Below are 17,683 nucleotides of genomic sequence, written 5' to 3'. Positions count from 1 at the left end.
TTGTTTGGTATTCGCTCATATCCCTGATATTAGCCAATGCGCCAAACAGGGCAATGCTACTTTCGTATTATTCAGTTTGGTTAATAATCGCCTATAAGTAGAATAAAGCCCGCCACACCACAGGATTTCACCATGACAACCCCACACAACCCTGTCCTTCACCTCGAACAAGTCAAGCTGCTCTACCGCAACCTGAAGGTCGCCATTCCCGGTAATCTGTTTGTATTGGTGGGTATTATGTGGGTGGCATGGGCGGATGCTGGCAAACTCGAAGGGTTGCTTTGGGTCGGGGTGCTGCTGCTCTTGCTGTGGCGTTATGTGGATGGGATGCAATTTCAGCAAGCGTTGCAACAGTCGGCGCTTGACCCTGTCTACTGGGAAAAGCGTTTCAGCCTCGCCATGTTTTTGATGGGCTTGTTGTGGGCATTGATATTCCTGAGTTTATTTGATGTCAAAAAACCGGATATTGCCTTATTCGTATTGTATTTCTACGGTGGATTAATTGCCTCCGCCAGTGCGACTAGCGCCCCCCGCTTTCTGGCATTTGTCTTTTATGTGACACCTATGACAGTGTTGTTAATTGCCAGAATGCTGCAAGTCGGTGAGCCGCTCTATACCATGATGGCGTTGGCTTTTCTGGTGTTTATTGTGGCGAGTAGCACGGTTTGCCTGACTTACAGCCGCATTATTCATGAATCCATCTGCCTGCGTTTCGAGAATATGGCATTGATTACCCGTCTTGAAGCCGAAAAAGCCGTCGCCGAGAAAAACCAGCAAATTGCCGAGCAAGCGGTGTTCGCCAAAGACAAATTCCTCGCCGCCGCCAGCCACGACCTGCGCCAACCGCTGCACGCGCAAGGCTTGTATTTGGATGCGATTGAAACCTACGTCCACCCCAAAGGTGTGGCGCATTTGCAGGCATTGCGCCGCACCAATGACGCGCTTTCCAACCTGTTCAATAGCCTGCTGGATGTGTCGCGTTTGAATGCGGGCATTGTCGAAGTGCAGCTCAATCACGCCCGTTTGTTTGAGATTGTGCAGCCTTTGCACGAAGAGTTTAAAACCCATGCCGCTGAAAAAGACCTCAACCTGCTGTTGGATTGCCCGCAACTGACTGTTTTCACCGACCCGTTGTTATTGGGGCGAATCTTACGCAATTTGCTGGCAAACGCGGTGCGCTACACCCAACAGGGCAGCATCACTTTGACGTGCCGTGCGACCACTCACGATACCGTCAGGATTGCGGTGCAAGATACTGGTATCGGCATTCCCGCCAATGAGCAGGCGAATATTTTTGATGAATATTATCAACTCGATAATCCCGAACGTGACCGTAGCAAAGGCTTGGGGCTGGGCTTGGCGATTGTCAAAAAACTCGCCGATTTATTGAGCTTAACCTTGACCTGCGAATCCCACGTCGGTAGTGGTTCAACCTTTGCGGTGGATGTGCCGCAAGGGGATGCCAGCTTGCTGTATCAAGCGCCGCCGGTGGTCAGTGCGGTGAGTGTCGCGGGCGTGCATGTGTTGGTGATTGACGACGAACGGGAAATTCTCCACAGCATGGCTTACTTGTTGAAAAGTTGGGGGTGTTTGACGATCACGGCTGAATCCGCGTCCGAGGCGTTGGAGAAAATCGCTCAGACAGGGCTGCAACCGGATTTGATCATGGCGGATTACCGTTTGCGCGAAGGCAAAACGGGCGCGGAGGCGATTACGGCGGTGCGGCAGTATTGCCAGCGTGCCATCCCCGCGATGCTGATTACCGGCGATACCAGCGAAGAGCGTTTGCGGGAAGCCACGGCGAGCGGTTTGTATTTACTGCACAAGCCAGTTGCGCCGAGTCGCTTGCGGATGGTGATGACGCAATTGTTGAAACAAGCAGCATTCGGCTGAAAACCCTGCACTTTGTCCAAATACTGCACCCGTTGAGGTAAGGTGTACTAACATTGGACAGAGAGGCAACTACAATAACGCCACGGTGCAGCGGCAAGAGCAGGGTGTGTATGCAAACAGCAGTAGTAGTGGAAGATATTGCCGAAACGGGCGACTGGCTTCGGCGTCTGTTGGCGGAGGCGTTTCCGGGCATTCAGGTAACAGTGTGTGGGGATTGCGGCACGACACGGGCGTGTTTGGCGGAATTGCGCCCGGATTTGGCGTTGGTGGATATTAGCTTGCCCGATGGCAATGGTTTGAGCTTGATTCCCCTGATTTTGCAGGCATCGCCACAGGCGGCGGTGGTGGTGACGAGTATTCTGGATGATCAGGAACACATCCTGACGGCGTTGCAGACGGGCGCAAGCGGTTATTTGCTGAAGGATTTGCCGGAAGATCAGTTCATCCATAAGTTGCGCGGTATTTTGCGGGGCGATCCGCCGCTGTCGCCGAAAGTGGCGCGGAAGGTGCTGCAATATTTCAACGGGGCGGGGAGTGTTGCGCCGGTTGCGGCTGAACCGGTGTTGCCGATGGAGGGTTTGTCATCCCGTGAGGTCGAGGTGTTGCTATTCATTGGCAAAGGCTTGAGCCGCCGTGAAGTGAGTGAATTGCTGCATGTGTCGGATAACACCATTGCGACGCATGTGCGCAATATTTACCGCAAGCTCAATATCTCCAGTCGCGCAGAGGCAGCGTTGGAAGCCTGTCGGATGGGACTAATCAGTACGGAGTTGTGACATGGCAGTGGCAGATTGGCGGGAAAAACTAGCATTATCACCCGCCAGTATCATTCTGCTGACCTTGTTGTTCATCGTGCTGACTCAAGGCGCGGCGGTGTATACCTTGCTGCAACAGCCGTGGACGGGGTTGCGATTAGAGCCGGATACGGCATCGGGTTTTGTGCGGGTCGTGTCGGTTGATCCCGGTTCACCGGCTGAAGGTAAAATTCCGCACGGAACAATCCTCACCGATTTAATGGTGGACAGCGATAGCATCCCACTAAATGCCAAGCTCTTTATGTATCCGTTTCATCATGAAAATCGTACCGTATACAATCATTATCAAATTCAACAAGTAAAAATATATAATGCCTTAACTCAGGGTGATTCAATTGCATGGGTTGGTACTGACCAAAAAATCTATGCTTTACAGCCCCGTGATTATACAAATATTGAACATATCCCCATCCATTTTTGGGTGTTTATGTTTGCTTTTTTCTTTGTGCCTTTGGTTGGAGCTTTCGTTTGGAGTTATAAGCCTGATCCTCATGTGACACTTTTTTTATTTATTGCGGGCATTGGTTGTTACGGTTTTCATTTTATTGGTGCGATAAATTCTGCTAAAGAGTTATTTTTCTCTCAATCAGTAACTGAGAGTTTATTTGTATTGGAGTTGTTGGCGGTTAATGTTTATATGCTGGCTATTTTCAAATTAGCCTTTTTTTATCCTCATAAGTTGTTAAGTGATTTTGGTTTTTTCGTTTTTGCAATTGTTTTCTCATTTTATTCGTGGAATTTTTATTTCGATTGGTTTGATTTGCCTGCTTATTATTTGGTTCTTCAGGGTGTATTTCAATTAATCACTGTCGCTGTAATCGCTAATAAACAAATAAAACTCAGTACGCAACGACCGGTTGATATGGCAGCGATTAGGATAATGCAACTATCTATGGTGCTTCCATTTATTATTGTGATGGTTTTCTATATTGCACCGTCTGTATTATCTTTAAAGCCATTAATTAGTAAGAATTTCATTCAAATACTGGGTACGGTCGCCTTTTTGGGGTTAGCTATCGGGATTTTGCGGTTTCGTTTGTTTGAGGTGGAATACTGGTGGTTTAAGTCGTGGCTGTGGTTATTAGGCGGTTGCGTGGTGGTGTTGGTGGATATGCTGCTGATTGGCTTGCTGAATACGCCGCAATTGTATGCGCTGGGTTTGTCGGTGGTGCTGACAGGGTTTTTGTATTTTCCGCTGCGCCAGTGGTTGCTCGGCAAGTTGATGCCGCTGGAAAACCAGACTTTGCAGGATTTTTTGGCGCGGTTTAGCACGTCGCTGGCACAGGCCGATTCGCCCGAAGCGTTTGAGCAAGGGTGGCAAGCATTGCTGCAAGCGCGGTTTGCCCCGCAGCACCTAACGAGGGTGTAGAAAAACCCGAATCTGATCATCCCATCCAGACCGGGCAGTCATTTTTTTGAACACCCCAACCGGCTGGGCTTTTTTTTCAACGTTGCCGACTTCCTGCTTTCCCATAACGCCCTGAATGCCATCTGAGACGGGCAATACGGTGTGTTTTTGCGTGTTTGGCAGCATCATTTCCCCCTTCATGCGGCATACCCGTGATGTGCCAGCTTTTCGAGGTTGTGCATCAGGCAAAACAGTTTCCATTGCCCGTCCACTTTGGCTTTGCTGCGCAAGGTGAAGCGGTGCAGGCGTTTGTTGCCGCGCAAGTTCCCAAACACCGGTTCGACGGTGGCGAAGCGTTGGGTGATCATGCGCTTGCCGAGGTCGGAGTCGATTTTGGGTTTCATCAAATCGGTGTGGCTGGGGGTGTCATCGCGCTTGCCTTGCAGGAAAGTGACTTGCCGTGCGCGGGTTTTTGCCGGGTCTTTCAGGCATTGGGGACGCTGTGTACAGGGTTCACAGTCACGCAACGCCCCTTGGAAACGTACCGAAGCATAGCCATTCAGGGTACAATTTCTGCCGGTACGGTAAAGGCGTTTTCCCGCCGGGCAAAGACAATGGCTAAGGTCAGCGGCTAATTGGAAGTCGGCAGGTTTATAGGTTTTGGTTTTGCTGGGCTTGGGGCATTTGTTCGATAAGGGGTCAGGTTTTTGCTGATGCACCGTCTGATCGGCATAGCGTTCATCGCGTTTGCGGTAATCCTTGTCAGGGATGTAGGCATCAATTCCAGCATCCGCCAAGGCTTTGAGGTTGGCTTCACTGTGGTAGCCGTTGTCGGCGGTGATCACCGTTTCGGGAGTGCGCATTGAAGCGGTGGCATTGACCACGGGCATCAGCAGTTCTTGTTCCGACCCTGTGCCGTGGGCTTGGGCTTCGATAATGATTTGGTAGTGGCAATCCACGGCTGCTACGCCGGTATAACCTTGCACCACGCCTTTGCTGGTTGCCATTTTAGCGGATTCGTTGTCGGTGCGGTTGGACAGGCGGATGCCATCCTTAACCCCCTTGCGGTCTTCGGGGTTGTCCGCCAACCAATAGCGTAACTGTTTGGCTTCGTGTTGCAGGCGTTTCAGTTGTTTGGCTTCGCGCTGGGCTGCCGCCGCATCCGTTTTACTGGCATCGGCTTGTTGGTGTTTGTCGATGATCTTGGCGGCGGCTTTTTCCATGCGTTCGGCTTGGCGCAAGAAGTCAGCGCGAGTGCCAGACCTTTCTTTGCTGGCATTGGAGGGCAACTTCACCCCGTCAATGGCAAACATCTCCTTCCCGATCAAGCCTTGGCGGTCACAAATTAGCAGCACTTGGGTAAACAGTTTGGCGATCAACTCCCCGGCATTGGCGATGAAAGCCGCCAGCGTGGTGAAATGCGGCTGGCTGTCACCGGAAATCGCTATGAACAGCATATTCTCGCGGCACGCCGCTTCGATTTTGCGGCTACTGATAATGCCACGGCTGTAAGCTAACAGGATGATTTTGAGTAACACCGCTGGGTTAAATGCTGCCGCTCCCTGCACATCATTCTTATAACGCTGGTGGAAACCTTCAAGGTCGAGTTCGTGGTCAACCAAATGGCGCAGCGCATGTTCAAACGTGCCGGGGAGAATTTGGCGGTCAAAGTCCACTGCCAACAGTTTTACGCCTTGATGAATCGGTTTGTAGCGTGCCATGCCTGCTTACTCGTTCGGGTGCTTGTGATGCCTGATTATCCCACAAAATGGCGAAAAAGAGGGTTTTTCTACAGCCTCAACGCGGCAAGTCGCTACCTTGACCGAGCCGCAATTGGAGGGCAACGGTCTGAGCCTGCGCGTGCCTGCGCTCACCACCGCTGCCGTTTACCAACTGAGTGGCAAGCAAATGGCTTCGCGTTTGTTCAGTAAAGCCGACATCAAAACGGTGGCAGCCCTGCTGGACATCGCTCAAATGGCATGTAACGCCAGTGATGCTCGCGAACAGGCAGTGCGCGAAGAGCGCGAACGTTTGTTACACGATTTAAACGCCACGGTCGGCGCAAAGCTACGACGTTTAGCGGATGATCTGCCCGAAGCCCAGCACCGTGAAGCCACCGAAGAAGCCTTGCAAGCACTGGATACCACCGTGAAACTGTCGTTGCAAGACGATCCCTTCAGCCTGCAAGCGCATTTACAGGCATGGCAAACCGAAACCGCGCACCGCACTGCCGCCGCCGCTGTGCAACTCGATTGGCAGGTTGCCGACGGCTTGGAGCAGGGCGAACTTGCCCCCAAACAAGCCGTGGAATTGACGCAATTTTTGCGGGAAGCGGTGACAAATGCGCTCAAACACGCGCAACCTTCGCGCTTGATCGTGCGTTTTGCGCGGGAGGCGGGGAGCTTGCAAGTTAGCATCAGCAACGATGGCAAGATTCAGCCGCCGGAAACGTGGCAAGCCGGAACGGGCATGGGCGGCATGGCAGCGCGGATTCGTACTTTGCACGGTGAATTGCACATCCAGCATTTGGTGCAGCAAGGTTATGTGCGGCTGGATGCGGCGATTCCGCTGTTGGGGGCTGCATGAGTCGCCGCCTGATGCCACTGTTGCACCCCTTGCATGTCACCACCTTATTGACCCTGTTATTGGGAGTGTTGGTGGAAGCGGCGGCACTGTATTTGTTGCTGCATCAGCCGTGGCTGGGGATTCGAGTTGAGCCGGATGCGACCTCCGGTTTTGTAAAGGTTATAGCGGTTGAGGAAGGTTCGCCAGCGGCGGGTATTGTGTCAGTGGGTAGGGTGTTAACCGCTATTCAACAGGGACAGGCGCAAGTGTCGCTTGATCAAACCTTGTCACTGCCTGCCTTTTTTAGCAAAACTCATGCGGATTATCAGACGTATCTGGCGAATCAAACCACGATTTATCGCGTATTAAGCAACGGCAATCCTGTGGTATTGCGGGATAGTCAGGGACGTGATTATACGCTGATACCCGCACAAACTACGCCATTATGGGCATTGCCCCGTGGTTTTTGGGTGTTTTCGGGTATTTTTATGTTAGTGCCCTTGGTTGGCGCATTTGTGTGGGGATACCGTCGCGGGGAGGTGGCAACGCGAGCTTTGTTAGTGGGCAGTATCGGGCATTATATTTTTTTCATGGTGGGGACACTCAATCTTACTAAAGAGCTGGCATTTTCAGGCAGTATTGCTGAGTGGCTGGCATTGATTGAAGTCATTAGTTTGAATGTTTATATTTTTGCATTTAATGTGTTATTCGCCAAATATCCCAATCAAGTCGCCAAGGATAATCGAATATTTTATGTATTGGGAGCGCTGTCGGTATTATTGATGTTGAATTTTCAGTTTGCGTGGATTGATTTGCCGATTCATAACTTTTTGTATCAGTCTTTCCCGCCGTTTATTATGGCGATGGTATTCAGTTATCAGCAGGTGCGCAGTAGCCGTGCTGATCCTATTAACCGTACCATTGCGCGTATTACCCAGTTTTCGATTATTTTCCCGTTCTTGCCGATTATGCTGCTGCATGTATTGCCATTATTACTGAATATGCAACCCTTGGTGAGTCAGGATATGTCACGAGCATTGGGGTCGGTGGTATTTGTGGGCTTAGGCATTGCGACCTTGCGCTACCGTTTGTTTGAGGTGGAACAGTGGTGGTTTAAGGTGTGGTTATGGTTGCTGGGCGGCATCTTGGTGGGGGTGATCGACATTGTACTGGTGGGGCTGCTGCATACCTCGCACATTTATTCCTTGGGCTTTTCGGTGATTGTGGCGGGCTTTTTGTATTTTCCGCTGCGCCAATGGCTGTTGGGTAAACTGATGCCGTTGGATAGCCAATCGGTGCAGGATTTTTTGCCGACGTTCAGTGCCTTGATGGGCAGTGCGGTGTCGCGTGAGGAGTTTGGGCAACGTTGGCAAGCGGCGTTGCGTACCCGTTTTCAGCCGTTGCATATCACGCTGCAAGCGCAGGCTTTGCCCGCAGCGACCTTGGCAGAAAATGGTTTGCATTTGGATGTGCCTAATCTGTACGGCGATGCCAGCCTGCGTTTGACCGGCAAGCAACAGGGGATGCGCTTGTTCGGGCGGGCTGACCTCAAAACCGTCACGTCGTTGCTGGCGATTGCGCGTATTGCCAGCAACGCCAGCGATACCCGCCAGCAAGCGGTGTTGACGGAACGTACCCGCATTATGCGCGACCTGCACGATACCGTCGGTGCGAAGTTGCTGACGCTTTCCCACACCCTGCCTACGCCACGTCACCGGCAGGCGGCGCAAGAATCCTTGCAAACCTTGCGTGACATTATCAATTTGACGCTGCACAAAACGCCGTTTTTATTGGGCGAATATTTGGCAGACTGGCGAGCCGAAACGGTCGAACGCGCTGAAGCGGCGGGAGTAAAATTGCATTGGCAAATAGACCCGACCTTAGAATATCTGCAACTGAGGCCGGGGCAGGTGATGGAATTGCTGCTGTTTGTGCGCGATACCACTACGCTTTTGTTGCAATCGCCCGCTGTGACCCGGTTCGATGTGTGTTGCGACCGGGAAGGGGAAAAATTAACCCTGTGTTTCAAGTCGGCTGATTATCCACCATTAATGATTGCACATTCGCTGAATTTCACCTGAATGGATGAGGTTACGCATTTTCGATAGGGCTACACTCTATTCATCAATAGAAGGACTTGCGAGAACCTAACGGAGTGGGAAGGGAGGTGAGTATGAATATTCTGATTCTGGATGATCACCCTTTATTTGCCGAAGCGATGCGCCAAGTGTTATTGCGACTGGGCAACCATGTGTTTGTCCAGATGGCTGACAGTGTAGGGCGGGCATTGGCGTTTATTGACAGTGGTAAAAGCTACGATTTGATTTTATTGGATTTAAAATTGCCGGGGCTGGATGGCTTTGCGTTTATGCGCGTCTTGCATGAGCGACTGGTAACAGCGCCGCTGATTGTGGTGTCGGCTTCAGAAGACCGTGCCAAAGTGCAACAGGTGGTGGCGGCAGGGGCGATGGGCTACATCCCGAAATCGTCGGATGCGAAATCCATGCTCAATGTGATCCATCAAGTGATGGCGGGCAACCCGTGTTTTCCAGCCACTCAAGCGGAAGCTATCCATTTTCCGGCACGGGCTACCGCAGCACCTGCCAGTGTGGGCATTAGCCACCGCCAATTCGATATTTTGCAATTGATGGAAAAAGGCTTGTCGAACAAAGAGATGGCGGATACTTTGGAGATTGCCGAATCCACCGTCAAGATTCACGTCTCCAAACTGATTGCGGCGTTAGCCGTCCACAATCGGTTAGCGTGCGTGATGGAAGCGCAGCGTTTAGGAATTCTGTAACTTAGGCAGCGGTGTGGTATTGCTTGCCCAATTCATGCACGGCATCTACTAGCACGCCGACATTTTCGGGGTTGATATGCTGGTGAATCCCATGCCCCAGATTAAACACATGCCCAGAACCTTGCCCGTAACTCGCCAAAATATCAGCGACTTGCTGACGAATCACCTCTGGTGATGCATACAACACACAAGGATCCATATTGCCTTGCAACGCAACTCTGTCACCCACGCGGGCGCGAGCGTCGGCAATATTAATCGTCCAATCCAGCCCTAAACCATCGCAACCCGTATCCGCCATCGGTTCGAGCCACTGCGCCCCGCCTTTGGTGAACAGGATGACAGGGACTTTGCGCCCATCGTTTTCACGGGTTACGCCATCGACGATTTTCTGCATGTAACGCAGGGAGAATTCGCGGTAAGTCGCGGGTGTCAGCGAACCGCCCCACGTATCGAAAATCATCGCGGCTTGCGCACCGGCGGCAATTTGCGCATTCAGGTAGAGGATAATGCTGTCGGCGAGTTTATCCAGCAGCAAATGCAGGGCTTTGGGATTGTCATACAACATACCCTTCACCTTGGCGAATTCCTTGCTGGAACTGCCTTCCACCATGTACGTGGCGAGTGTCCACGGGCTGCCGGTGAAACCGATCAAGGGCACGCGCCCGTCGAGTTCGCGGCGGATGGTGCGTACCGCATTCATCACGTACTGCAATTCGCCTTCGGGGTCGGGAATGCCGATCTTTTCGATGTCCGCCATGCTTTGCACGGGGTTGGTGAAACGCGGGCCTTCGCCTTCCGAAAAGTACAAGCCTAAGCCCATTGCATCGGGAACGGTGAGGATGTCGGAAAACAGGATAGCCGCATCCAGCGCGTAACGCTCTAGCGGTTGCAGGGTGACTTCGCAGGCAAGGTCGGCATTTTTGCACAAGTCCATGAAGCTGCCAGCGCGGGCGCGGGTAGCACGGTATTCAGGCAAATAACGCCCAGCTTGACGCATGATCCAAATGGGCGTGGTATCGACTGGCTGTTTCAGGAGTGCGCGTAAAAAACGGTCGTTTTTAAGATCGGTCATATCGACACCCCTAAACTAAATGCGTAGAAGATTGGCAGGTATTAGCCGCCGAGACGGGCTTTGATCAGTCCGCTCACTTGCCCCATGTCGGTACGACCTTGCGCTTTGGGTTTTAGCCATGTCATGACTTTGCCCATGTCGCGTACCGAGGTTGCGCCGGTTTCAGCCATCGCTTGCTGGATAAGGTTATCCAATTCGGCGGCACTGAGGGGTTGCGGAAGGTAGGTCTGGATAACACCCAGTTCGTATTCTTCCTGAGCGACCAAATCGGTGCGGCCTGCATCGCTGTATTGGCGGATGGATTCACGGCGCTGTTTGGTCATTTTGTCCAACACCACCAGCACGGCGGTATCGTCCATTTCGATGCGCGTATCCACTTCTTGCTGCTTAATCGCCGCGAGAATCAGACGAATCACACCAAGCTGCGCCTTTTCATGCGCACGCATGGCGGTTTTCATGTCTTCAGTGATTTGTGCCTTGAGGCTCATAATCAGTACATACGCACGCGACGGTTGAGGTCACGGGAAATGCGCTTCAAGTTGCGCTTCACCGCTGCTGCCCGCATACGCTTGCGTACAGAGGTAGGCTTTTCATAGAATTCACGGGCGCGAACGTCAGCTACAACGCCAGCTTTTTCACAGGTGCGCTTGAAACGGCGCAGAGCAACTTCAAAAGGCTCGGTATCACGTACTTTTACACTAGGCATACAAATCTGTCTCAAATCCACAATTGAGTAAAGCGCGAGATTATACCCGCCTGCCAGCCAAATGCAAAACAATAAGTAGGCGGCGGGGGCAAAAGTAGTGGGAGCAACTTTGCCCCCACTTTATTTCATGGCTAATGCGATCGCTTAACCAAACAATTGCTTGGTTTCCTCGCAAGATTTGGCAGACAGTGCCTGAAGCTGTTTCAAGCCTTCAGCCGTCCCTTCCAGCAGGTATTTTTCCAAGCGCTCTGGCTTCATTTCCAGCATCAGTTTTAGCCCGGCTTCTAAGCCCCCGCCATTGGCGAACAGGGCGGCTGATGTCGCCCGGATAGCACCGCCCAATATCACAGCCTCGAACATCTCCGGTGGCGGGCAACTCAGGCAAGGGTCAGGGCGGGGCGGAATCGGGCGGTTAGGCATCGGCAGCAACAGGTAGCGCTCAATCAAGCGTTCCCGCAACTTCAGGTCTAACAAGCCCAGCCAGTCGAACACGAATTGCGTGACCCAGCACGGGCCATACAATCCGATTAAGCGTTTGCGGAACACCAGCCCGGCATCCAACAGATTGACTTTGGGGTGGAATTCTTCAATGCCGGGGTAAGAATACAGGCTTTCCAGCGTATGGAAGAAGAAGCAATGGCGCGGAATCTCCGGTGGAGCTAACCAGACCGCCAGATTCAGGTAATAGCGCTTGATCTTTTCCCAGTTGGCACCGCCTACCGCTTCGATTTGGGTGATATTAATATTCATCCAGTGATGCCAAGTGGAATCGGTCGCCACCCGCCCGACATTGGCACGATGACCGTCATACACATTGATCATGGCAAACCGCTTGGCAGGTGAATCCCCTTTTGCGTGCTGTAAGGGTGGGTCAGCTAAGGTTGTCCCGTGCGCAATGACCATCGGCAGGGGTTGTACCCCGCCTGCTGTGGGGTATTCTGCCCCCGTAACCCCCACCCCAAAGTTATAGTTGTTGCCCAGGGTAATGGCAGCTAACCCCACATCGGGTTGTGGCACATGGTCAAACACCACCCCCTCATGAGGATGATCGGGCATCACATCAATCGGGCCTAAAGTGGGGTGGCACAACACCGGATGCGGGCGTTTGCGGATATGCCAAGGGGAAGAGGAGAAGGATAACCACGCTTTCCATTGAATAGGTTGTGGAACGGCATCGTCTTGACGGTCGAATTCAATGACTTCTGTACCTGCCATTTCTGCGGCATTGGCAGGGCGATTGGTATCAATCCGTAACGCAGTACCAACCGGTGGTACGCCTTGCGCATTCGTCCATGCCCGCATGGTGCCGACACGCGGGATGCGGTGACACATGGAAGCCCCTAAGTAATCATGGTCGCCAGTGGCAAATACCCCGCCTTTGCGGTTATTCATCCAAGTGGTCAGCACGGCTAATTCGGCATTGCTGGCAGGTAACGCGCCCGGTGCAGTGATATTCGCATCAGAACCGCCGAAATTGTCCGGTTTGAAGCCAAAGCACCATACCTCATCATACGCATCAATCACCCGCCCACCGGCAGGCAGCGTGCTGTCAAAGCGAAACCCCACGTATTTAGCCGCCGTGCCAACGGGACTGGCAACGACGCTAAAAGGCACGTTGGAGCGTAGCCCAACATCGACCTGGAAGTGCATACAACCAACGGATGTGTCACGCAGCAAACGGATCACGCGCTCAATCCCGAAGGCATTTGCCCCCGGTGACAGGCTAATTTCGTTATCCACAACGATTAAGATATTTACCCGGCTACGCAGGTATTTCAGCAAATAATCAGACAATACCGGGCGGGCAATGTCTATCACATGATGTAAGTCCATTCGGAAAGCCCTCGCATTAGTGGTGAGAAAGGTGCAGGTTGACCTGCCCTTGCATTATCGGTTGCTTTAGCGAGGTAAAAAATAACGCAATCACGGGGTTTTTCAGGCGGTATATCCCTAAATTAAGGGAGGTGTTTGCGGCAGCTATTCCATAAAAAAACCGCCACACAGTTTCCTCTGTGGCGGTTAAAGTGCAGATGTTAGCCCTGTTGTGAAAGGTTGTATTCCCCAATACACGCTGTTCGTGCTGTTCACAATAGCAAGTGGTCGCGGGATAACACATCCCCCAATCCGGTGAAATGTGAGGGGTGAAAATACCCCGTTCTAGTGATGCTACTCGCCCGGTTGAATGCTTAAACTCAGCTAGACTTAGATGATTAACCATCACTCAAGCGATACCGCCATGCGCAATCCCATCAGCATCATCGTTGTGGAAGATGACCCGGTTGTTCTCAACCGCTTCATGACCCTGTTCACCACCAACCCCGCGTTTCATCTACTGGCGGCGTGTAGCAATGCCACTAGCGCCCGTAGCGTTATCAGCAGTGCCGTTGCTGATGTGTTGCTCACTGATCTGGGGTTGCCGGACGGTAATGGGCTGGAATTAATTCGCCAATGCAACGCGCTGCATCCCGATACGCACATTATGGTCATCAGCGTGTTTGGCGATGAAAAGCACGTCATTACTGCGATTGAGGCGGGTGCAACCGGTTACATCCTCAAAGATGACGACTCGATGGAAGTGGAACAATCCATTCAGCAACTGTGCGCGGGTGGTGCTCCGATTAGTCCGGCAGTTGCCAGCCACTTGCTCAAACGCTTGCGCCCAGAGGCGGCGGAGGTCAAGCTGACCAAGGCGGAAATGGAGATTCTCTTATTCATTGCCAAAGGCTATACCGCGCAGGAAACCGCCGACCTCAAGCACGTTTCTTACCACACGGTTACGTCGCACATCAAAAGCATTTACCGCAAACTGCACATCAGCACCCGTGCCGAAGCCGTTCACGAAGCGGTCAAAAGGCATTTGCTATGAATGCGCTCCGGCGGCTGCGGATTTTTTGGTGGCTGCCGGTTTACCTGCTGGTGTTGTACGGTTTGACGGTGCAATTGGATTCCCTAAGCTTTGCGCCCGATAACCGTTGGCAAGCCACCTTTAACGTAGCAACGCCCGGTGCGACTCGCACGCACGGTAGCATCCGTATCCCTGATGATATTCGCCAGATTCCTGAACCGCTGTTGCTGATCGTTAATGTTAATCAAAATATCGTGGTGCGCTACCCGAATGGCGATATTGTCGGCACAGGCGGCAGCATGGCTACCCCGATTGCCCGCAATAAACACCGCCCGCTGTTATTTCGTCTGCACCCGCAAAGCCTATCCCCCGGTGATACCCTTGCGTTTGAATTAGCCACTCCGCGCAGTGCGGCGAGGCTTGCCCACGTGTATATCGGCCCTGCGGCGGTATTGGACAATGCCTGGCAATTCAACAATCTCATGCGTCAGGGCGTGGTTAAAACGGTCGCGATTGTGTTGCTGATTACCGCATTGTTAATCGGCAGCATTTGGTTCTTTTACCCACACCGCAAGGAATACCTGTGGTATGCCCTTGGCAGCGCATTGTGGGCGGCGCATAGCACCAACCATCTGGTGCGTGACATACCCGTTAGTGATAGGTTATGGGCGGCGCTGATTCCTTTAACGATAGGTTTAAGTATCCTGTCGATTATCACCATGATTTATTATTACACGCCCTTGGGCGCAAAGGGCGAGCGTCAGCATACCCGCCCGCTGCTGTATTTATGGGCGAGTTCGCTGTTACTGGCGATACCCTTGTTTTTCTTGCCGTATGCATCTGGAGCGCAAGCCCAATACCACATTGTCTGGTACGGTCTGTTGGTTTGCTTGTTTATTTTGGTATTGGCGTATGTGGTGCAACTTTATTGGGAGCAGCAGACCACCAAGCGCTTGCTGTTTGTGCTGTGTGGTTTTGCCATGCTGGTGTTTGGTATCCACGATATTTGGGTCTTTGATAATCAGGAATTGACGCGCCCTTATTTGCTGCATTTCGCGGCATTATTTACCCTGCTCAGTCAGTATTTTCTTTTGGTGCGGCGCTTCGTGCTCAGTTTGCGTGAAACTCAGTATTACGCCCACCATCTGGAAGAGTTGGTGGTTGAACGTGAACAGCAATTGGAAGCCAATTACCAAAAAATGCGGGTTTTGGAGCAGGAAAAAGCGGTGGTTGATGAGCGCGAACGCATTATGCGCGACATCCACGACGGTTTTGGCGGGCATTTGGTTTCCACTCTCGTTATGTTGGAACGCCCCGATGTTAGCTTGCCGGTGATTAAGGAAAATATTCAGGATGCGCTTAATGATTTGCGCTTAGTGATTGATTCATTGGATTTCGATTCACAAGACGTTACCACGGCGTTAGGCATGTTTCGCAGCCGCAATAGGCGTAAAATCAAGCAAGCCGGGTTTGAATTGCGCTGGGCAGTTGAAGACATCGCCACTCCGCCGGGTTTTGGGGCGGAAAAAACCCTGCAATTGCTGCGTATTGTGCAAGAAGCCATTACCAATAGCATAAAACACAGTGGCGGCAATACGATTACCGTCAGCACTGGCACGGATAGCGGCAGCGGTAACAGTTTTGTGCAAATTGCGGATAATGGGTGTGGCATTGCCGCGACTTACCAGCCCGGTAAAGGGCTAAGCAGTATGCGCAAACGGGCAGAACACATTGGCGCACACTTAACTATCCGCCCGAACTTGACGACGGCGGGAACGGCCGTGCGCATCTGTTTGCCGACCCATGCCCAGCAGCCGAAGTAAGGCTTTAAACCGTTTGGTCGGCTTCACTGAGAAATTCGCCGTAGAGAATCAGTGAATGGTCTTTAATGCGGAAGTTATGCTGTTTTGCCAGCTCGCGTTGGCGCTGCTCAATGATTTCATCGTAGAACTCAACGACTTTGCCGGTTTTCATGCACACCATGTGGTCGTGATGCTCTTCGGTAGCGAGTTCAAACACCGCTTGCCCGCCTTCAAAATGATGGCGGTTGACCAATCCAGCGGCTTCAAATTGGGTCAAAACCCGATAAACGGTAGCAAGGCCGATTTCTTCACCATTACCGATGAGTGACTTGTAAATGTCTTCAGCACTGAGGTGATGTTCGTATGAACTGCTTAATAAATCGAGAATTTTGACTCGTGGCTGCGTGATTTTCAAACCAGCACGTTTAATATCCTTTTCTTCCACCCTGCACTCTCCGTCGTGAATAGTCTATTATGATGCCCATGTTTACTTTGGACGATACAAGACTAACATGATAAAGCCTATCATTTCACTCACCCTTTCTGCCGTTCTGTTATTGGGCGGTTGCAGTTCTTACAAAATGGAAATTCAGCAGGGTAATTACATTACCCGCGAAGAGTTGGCGTTGGTGCAACCCGGCATGAGTGCGGAACAAGTACAAGCGACCTTGGGAACGCCGCTCTTGGTGGATGATTTCCACAAAGACCGTTGGGATTACGTGTTCTATCTGAAATCACCGGATGGCACAGTGCAACGCAGCAGTGTCACGGTATTTTTCCAGAATGGGGTTGTGCGCGACATTCGCAATGAAGTCGTGCCGGTTAACGTCAAAGCCAAATAATGCGCTTATAACCACTGCCGTAAATAAAAGATATATTGCCCTTCTGATGATTTAGAAGGGCCTTGTACGATGGCAGCAAAGCGTTTGGCATCGTCATGCGCCGCATCAAGGGCTTCCTGTGGTGTGGCGTATACCGTGATGCAACTGGCCGGAAAGCGATTGCGGCTGTTTTTGAATTTGGGCATGTAAACCGTCGCGTAAGCAGCTTGGGATATGCCTTCGCCAGAAGGGTCGGGGGGAACCATGCCGTGCATTAGCTTTCCCCTTTTTTCATGACTTTGCCTTCAGCAGCGCGTTGTTTGCGCACCACTTTGGGGTCGGCAATCAGGGGTCGGTAAATTTCAATGCGATCGCGTTCCCGCACGGGCGTGTCTAATTTGGCAAGTTTGCCAAAAATACCCGCCTCCAGTGTGTCAAGATCCAGTTCAGGGTAATGCTTCAGAATGCCGGAGGCTTGAATGCCATCACGGATACTGCTGCCGTTTGGTACTTGCGCCTTCATGAGCAATTGCTCATGGGGCAGGGGGTAGACCACTTCGATCGTAAAAGTATCAGGGCTTGCCATAAACTTTTTTCGCTCTTTCGACAAACGAATCGACCAGTGTATTGGCGACTTGGTTAAATACCGGGCCAACCACGAGGCTTAAAATCTTGTTGGAAAACTCGAAATCCAAATCCAGCGACACCTTGCACGCCCCGGCTTTGAGTTCATCAAAGCGCCAGAAACCGTGCAAATGTTGAAACGGGCCGTCGATTAGGCGCATTTCAATGGTTTTGTTTTGTTGCAGGCGATTCAGGGTGGTGAAGCGTTTATTCACCGCGCCCTTGGCAATTTCGATGCTGGCTTTGACTTGATCGGTATCGCGCTGATGCTCGACCGCTGTCCTGCACCAAGGCAGGAACTGCGGGTAGAGGTTGATACCGTCGACCAGTTGGTACATTTGTGCCGGGCTGTAAGGCACTAATGCACTGCGACTAATATGTGCCATAGTCGC

18 protein-coding genes are annotated in these 17,683 nt (G+C 51.9%); 9 read left to right on the top strand and 9 right to left on the bottom strand.

Annotation, left to right across the window (positions count from 1 at the left end; all coding sequences use genetic code 11):
* Positions 1-132 precede the first annotated feature (132 nt).
* The 3 genes from HMY34_RS04265 (at position 133) to HMY34_RS04255 (ending at position 4,077) form a co-directional block, all read left to right on the top strand.
* Positions 133-1,893 carry an ATP-binding response regulator gene (locus HMY34_RS04265; protein WP_202718066.1) on the top strand — a complete coding sequence of 587 codons (1,761 nt, stop codon included), beginning with the start codon at positions 133-135 and terminating at the stop codon, positions 1,891-1,893.
* A 110-nt stretch (positions 1,894-2,003) separates the two neighbouring features.
* Positions 2,004-2,669: a response regulator gene (locus HMY34_RS04260; RefSeq protein WP_202718065.1), complete on the top strand. Its 666-nt coding sequence runs from the start codon at positions 2,004-2,006 to the stop codon at positions 2,667-2,669.
* 1 nt (position 2,670) lies between these two features.
* On the top strand, positions 2,671-4,077 hold the full coding sequence (locus tag HMY34_RS04255) for a hypothetical protein (RefSeq protein ID WP_202718064.1): 1,407 nt from the start codon (positions 2,671-2,673) through the stop codon (positions 4,075-4,077).
* 176 nt (positions 4,078-4,253) lie between these two features.
* Here the strand turns inward: HMY34_RS04255 and HMY34_RS04250 are convergent, their stop codons facing one another.
* Positions 4,254-5,777, bottom strand: coding sequence for a transposase (locus HMY34_RS04250; protein WP_202716751.1), 1,524 nt, complete (start codon positions 5,775-5,777; stop codon positions 4,254-4,256).
* A gap of 97 nt (positions 5,778-5,874) precedes the next feature.
* Between HMY34_RS04250 and HMY34_RS04245 the strand changes: the two genes are divergently transcribed.
* The 3 genes from HMY34_RS04245 to HMY34_RS04235 all read left to right on the top strand — a co-directional run bounded on the left by HMY34_RS04245 (position 5,875) and on the right by HMY34_RS04235 (position 9,421).
* On the top strand, positions 5,875-6,642 hold the full coding sequence (locus HMY34_RS04245; RefSeq protein ID WP_202718063.1) for a sensor histidine kinase: 768 nt from the start codon (positions 5,875-5,877) through the stop codon (positions 6,640-6,642).
* Positions 6,639-8,702: a sensor histidine kinase gene (locus tag HMY34_RS04240; RefSeq protein ID WP_202718062.1), complete on the top strand. Its 2,064-nt coding sequence runs from the start codon at positions 6,639-6,641 to the stop codon at positions 8,700-8,702. Before HMY34_RS04245 ends, HMY34_RS04240 begins: the two co-directional genes overlap by 4 nt.
* A gap of 92 nt (positions 8,703-8,794) precedes the next feature.
* Positions 8,795-9,421, top strand: a complete 627-nt coding sequence (locus HMY34_RS04235; RefSeq protein WP_202718061.1) for a response regulator — start codon at positions 8,795-8,797, stop codon at positions 9,419-9,421.
* A gap of 1 nt (position 9,422) precedes the next feature.
* Here the strand turns inward: HMY34_RS04235 and hemE are convergent, their stop codons facing one another.
* The 4 genes from hemE to HMY34_RS04215 form a co-directional block, all read right to left on the bottom strand.
* The gene (gene hemE / locus HMY34_RS04230; protein ID WP_202718060.1) at positions 9,423-10,493 is read right to left on the bottom strand and encodes a uroporphyrinogen decarboxylase; all 1,071 of its coding nucleotides are present in this window, start codon (positions 10,491-10,493) and stop codon (positions 9,423-9,425) included.
* 41 nt (positions 10,494-10,534) lie between these two features.
* A complete protein-coding gene (locus HMY34_RS04225) occupies positions 10,535-10,981 on the bottom strand; it encodes a GatB/YqeY domain-containing protein (protein ID WP_202718059.1) in 447 nt (148 codons plus the stop codon).
* Positions 10,982-10,983: 2 nt separating this feature from the next.
* A complete protein-coding gene (rpsU, locus tag HMY34_RS04220) occupies positions 10,984-11,199 on the bottom strand; it encodes a 30S ribosomal protein S21 (protein WP_202718058.1) in 216 nt (71 codons plus the stop codon).
* A 144-nt stretch (positions 11,200-11,343) separates the two neighbouring features.
* Positions 11,344-13,032, bottom strand: a complete 1,689-nt coding sequence (locus tag HMY34_RS04215) for a hypothetical protein (RefSeq protein ID WP_202718057.1) — start codon at positions 13,030-13,032, stop codon at positions 11,344-11,346.
* Between the two features lie 373 nt (positions 13,033-13,405).
* Here HMY34_RS04215 and HMY34_RS04210 point away from each other — a divergent pair, with 373 nt between their 5' ends.
* Both HMY34_RS04210 and HMY34_RS04205 read left to right on the top strand, forming a co-directional pair.
* Positions 13,406-14,065 carry a response regulator gene (locus HMY34_RS04210; RefSeq protein WP_202718056.1) on the top strand — a complete coding sequence of 220 codons (660 nt, stop codon included), beginning with the start codon at positions 13,406-13,408 and terminating at the stop codon, positions 14,063-14,065.
* A complete protein-coding gene (locus HMY34_RS04205) occupies positions 14,062-15,867 on the top strand; it encodes a sensor histidine kinase (protein ID WP_202718055.1) in 1,806 nt (601 codons plus the stop codon). The genes HMY34_RS04210 and HMY34_RS04205 overlap by 4 nt, the downstream gene beginning before the upstream one ends.
* Positions 15,868-15,871: 4 nt before the next feature.
* Here the strand turns inward: HMY34_RS04205 and fur are convergent, their stop codons facing one another.
* Positions 15,872-16,291 (bottom strand): ferric iron uptake transcriptional regulator, encoded by a 420-nt coding sequence (gene fur / locus HMY34_RS04200; RefSeq protein WP_202718054.1) that lies wholly within the window; start codon positions 16,289-16,291, stop codon positions 15,872-15,874.
* Positions 16,292-16,358: 67 nt separating this feature from the next.
* Between fur and HMY34_RS04195 the strand changes: the two genes are divergently transcribed.
* A complete protein-coding gene (locus HMY34_RS04195; RefSeq protein ID WP_202718053.1) occupies positions 16,359-16,688 on the top strand; it encodes an outer membrane protein assembly factor BamE in 330 nt (109 codons plus the stop codon).
* Between the two features lie 5 nt (positions 16,689-16,693).
* Here HMY34_RS04195 and HMY34_RS04190 read toward each other — a convergent pair whose 3' ends face one another.
* The 3 genes from HMY34_RS04190 to HMY34_RS04180 are packed head-to-tail and all read right to left on the bottom strand — an operon-like array spanning position 16,694 to position 17,677.
* On the bottom strand, positions 16,694-16,942 hold the full coding sequence (locus HMY34_RS04190) for a hypothetical protein (RefSeq protein ID WP_202718052.1): 249 nt from the start codon (positions 16,940-16,942) through the stop codon (positions 16,694-16,696).
* Positions 16,942-17,253: an RnfH family protein gene (locus HMY34_RS04185; protein ID WP_202718051.1), complete on the bottom strand. Its 312-nt coding sequence runs from the start codon at positions 17,251-17,253 to the stop codon at positions 16,942-16,944. The genes HMY34_RS04190 and HMY34_RS04185 overlap by 1 nt, the downstream gene beginning before the upstream one ends.
* Positions 17,240-17,677 carry a type II toxin-antitoxin system RatA family toxin gene (locus HMY34_RS04180; protein ID WP_202718050.1) on the bottom strand — a complete coding sequence of 146 codons (438 nt, stop codon included), beginning with the start codon at positions 17,675-17,677 and terminating at the stop codon, positions 17,240-17,242. Before HMY34_RS04180 ends, HMY34_RS04185 begins: the two co-directional genes overlap by 14 nt.
* Positions 17,678-17,683: the final 6 nt, after the last annotated feature.

Source organism: Thiothrix subterranea, from assembly GCF_016772315.1.
Taxonomy (GTDB): Bacteria; Pseudomonadota; Gammaproteobacteria; order Thiotrichales; family Thiotrichaceae; genus Thiothrix; species Thiothrix subterranea.
Note: the sequence above shows the minus strand (reverse complement) of the source record. Positions and strands in the feature narration are given on the sequence as shown.

Excerpts from the sequence above, each read along its gene's own strand:
- HMY34_RS04265 (WP_202718066.1), top strand. The coding sequence starts at position 133 with ATGACAACCCCACACAACCCTGTCCTTCACCTCGAACAAGTCAAGCTG.
- HMY34_RS04260 (WP_202718065.1), top strand. The coding sequence starts at position 2,004 with ATGCAAACAGCAGTAGTAGTGGAAGATATTGCCGAAACGGGCGACTGG.
- HMY34_RS04255 (WP_202718064.1), top strand. The coding sequence starts at position 2,671 with ATGGCAGTGGCAGATTGGCGGGAAAAACTAGCATTATCACCCGCCAGT.
- HMY34_RS04250 (WP_202716751.1), bottom strand. The coding sequence starts at position 5,777 with ATGGCACGCTACAAACCGATTCATCAAGGCGTAAAACTGTTGGCAGTG.
- HMY34_RS04240 (WP_202718062.1), top strand. The coding sequence starts at position 6,639 with ATGAGTCGCCGCCTGATGCCACTGTTGCACCCCTTGCATGTCACCACC.
- HMY34_RS04235 (WP_202718061.1), top strand. The coding sequence starts at position 8,795 with ATGAATATTCTGATTCTGGATGATCACCCTTTATTTGCCGAAGCGATG.
- hemE (WP_202718060.1), bottom strand. The coding sequence starts at position 10,493 with ATGACCGATCTTAAAAACGACCGTTTTTTACGCGCACTCCTGAAACAG.
- HMY34_RS04225 (WP_202718059.1), bottom strand. The coding sequence starts at position 10,981 with ATGAGCCTCAAGGCACAAATCACTGAAGACATGAAAACCGCCATGCGT.
- rpsU (WP_202718058.1), bottom strand. The coding sequence starts at position 11,199 with ATGCCTAGTGTAAAAGTACGTGATACCGAGCCTTTTGAAGTTGCTCTG.
- HMY34_RS04215 (WP_202718057.1), bottom strand. The coding sequence starts at position 13,032 with ATGGACTTACATCATGTGATAGACATTGCCCGCCCGGTATTGTCTGAT.
- HMY34_RS04210 (WP_202718056.1), top strand. The coding sequence starts at position 13,406 with ATGATTAACCATCACTCAAGCGATACCGCCATGCGCAATCCCATCAGC.
- HMY34_RS04205 (WP_202718055.1), top strand. The coding sequence starts at position 14,062 with ATGAATGCGCTCCGGCGGCTGCGGATTTTTTGGTGGCTGCCGGTTTAC.
- HMY34_RS04195 (WP_202718053.1), top strand. The coding sequence starts at position 16,359 with ATGATAAAGCCTATCATTTCACTCACCCTTTCTGCCGTTCTGTTATTG.
- HMY34_RS04190 (WP_202718052.1), bottom strand. The coding sequence starts at position 16,942 with ATGCACGGCATGGTTCCCCCCGACCCTTCTGGCGAAGGCATATCCCAA.
- HMY34_RS04185 (WP_202718051.1), bottom strand. The coding sequence starts at position 17,253 with ATGGCAAGCCCTGATACTTTTACGATCGAAGTGGTCTACCCCCTGCCC.
- HMY34_RS04180 (WP_202718050.1), bottom strand. The coding sequence starts at position 17,677 with ATGGCACATATTAGTCGCAGTGCATTAGTGCCTTACAGCCCGGCACAA.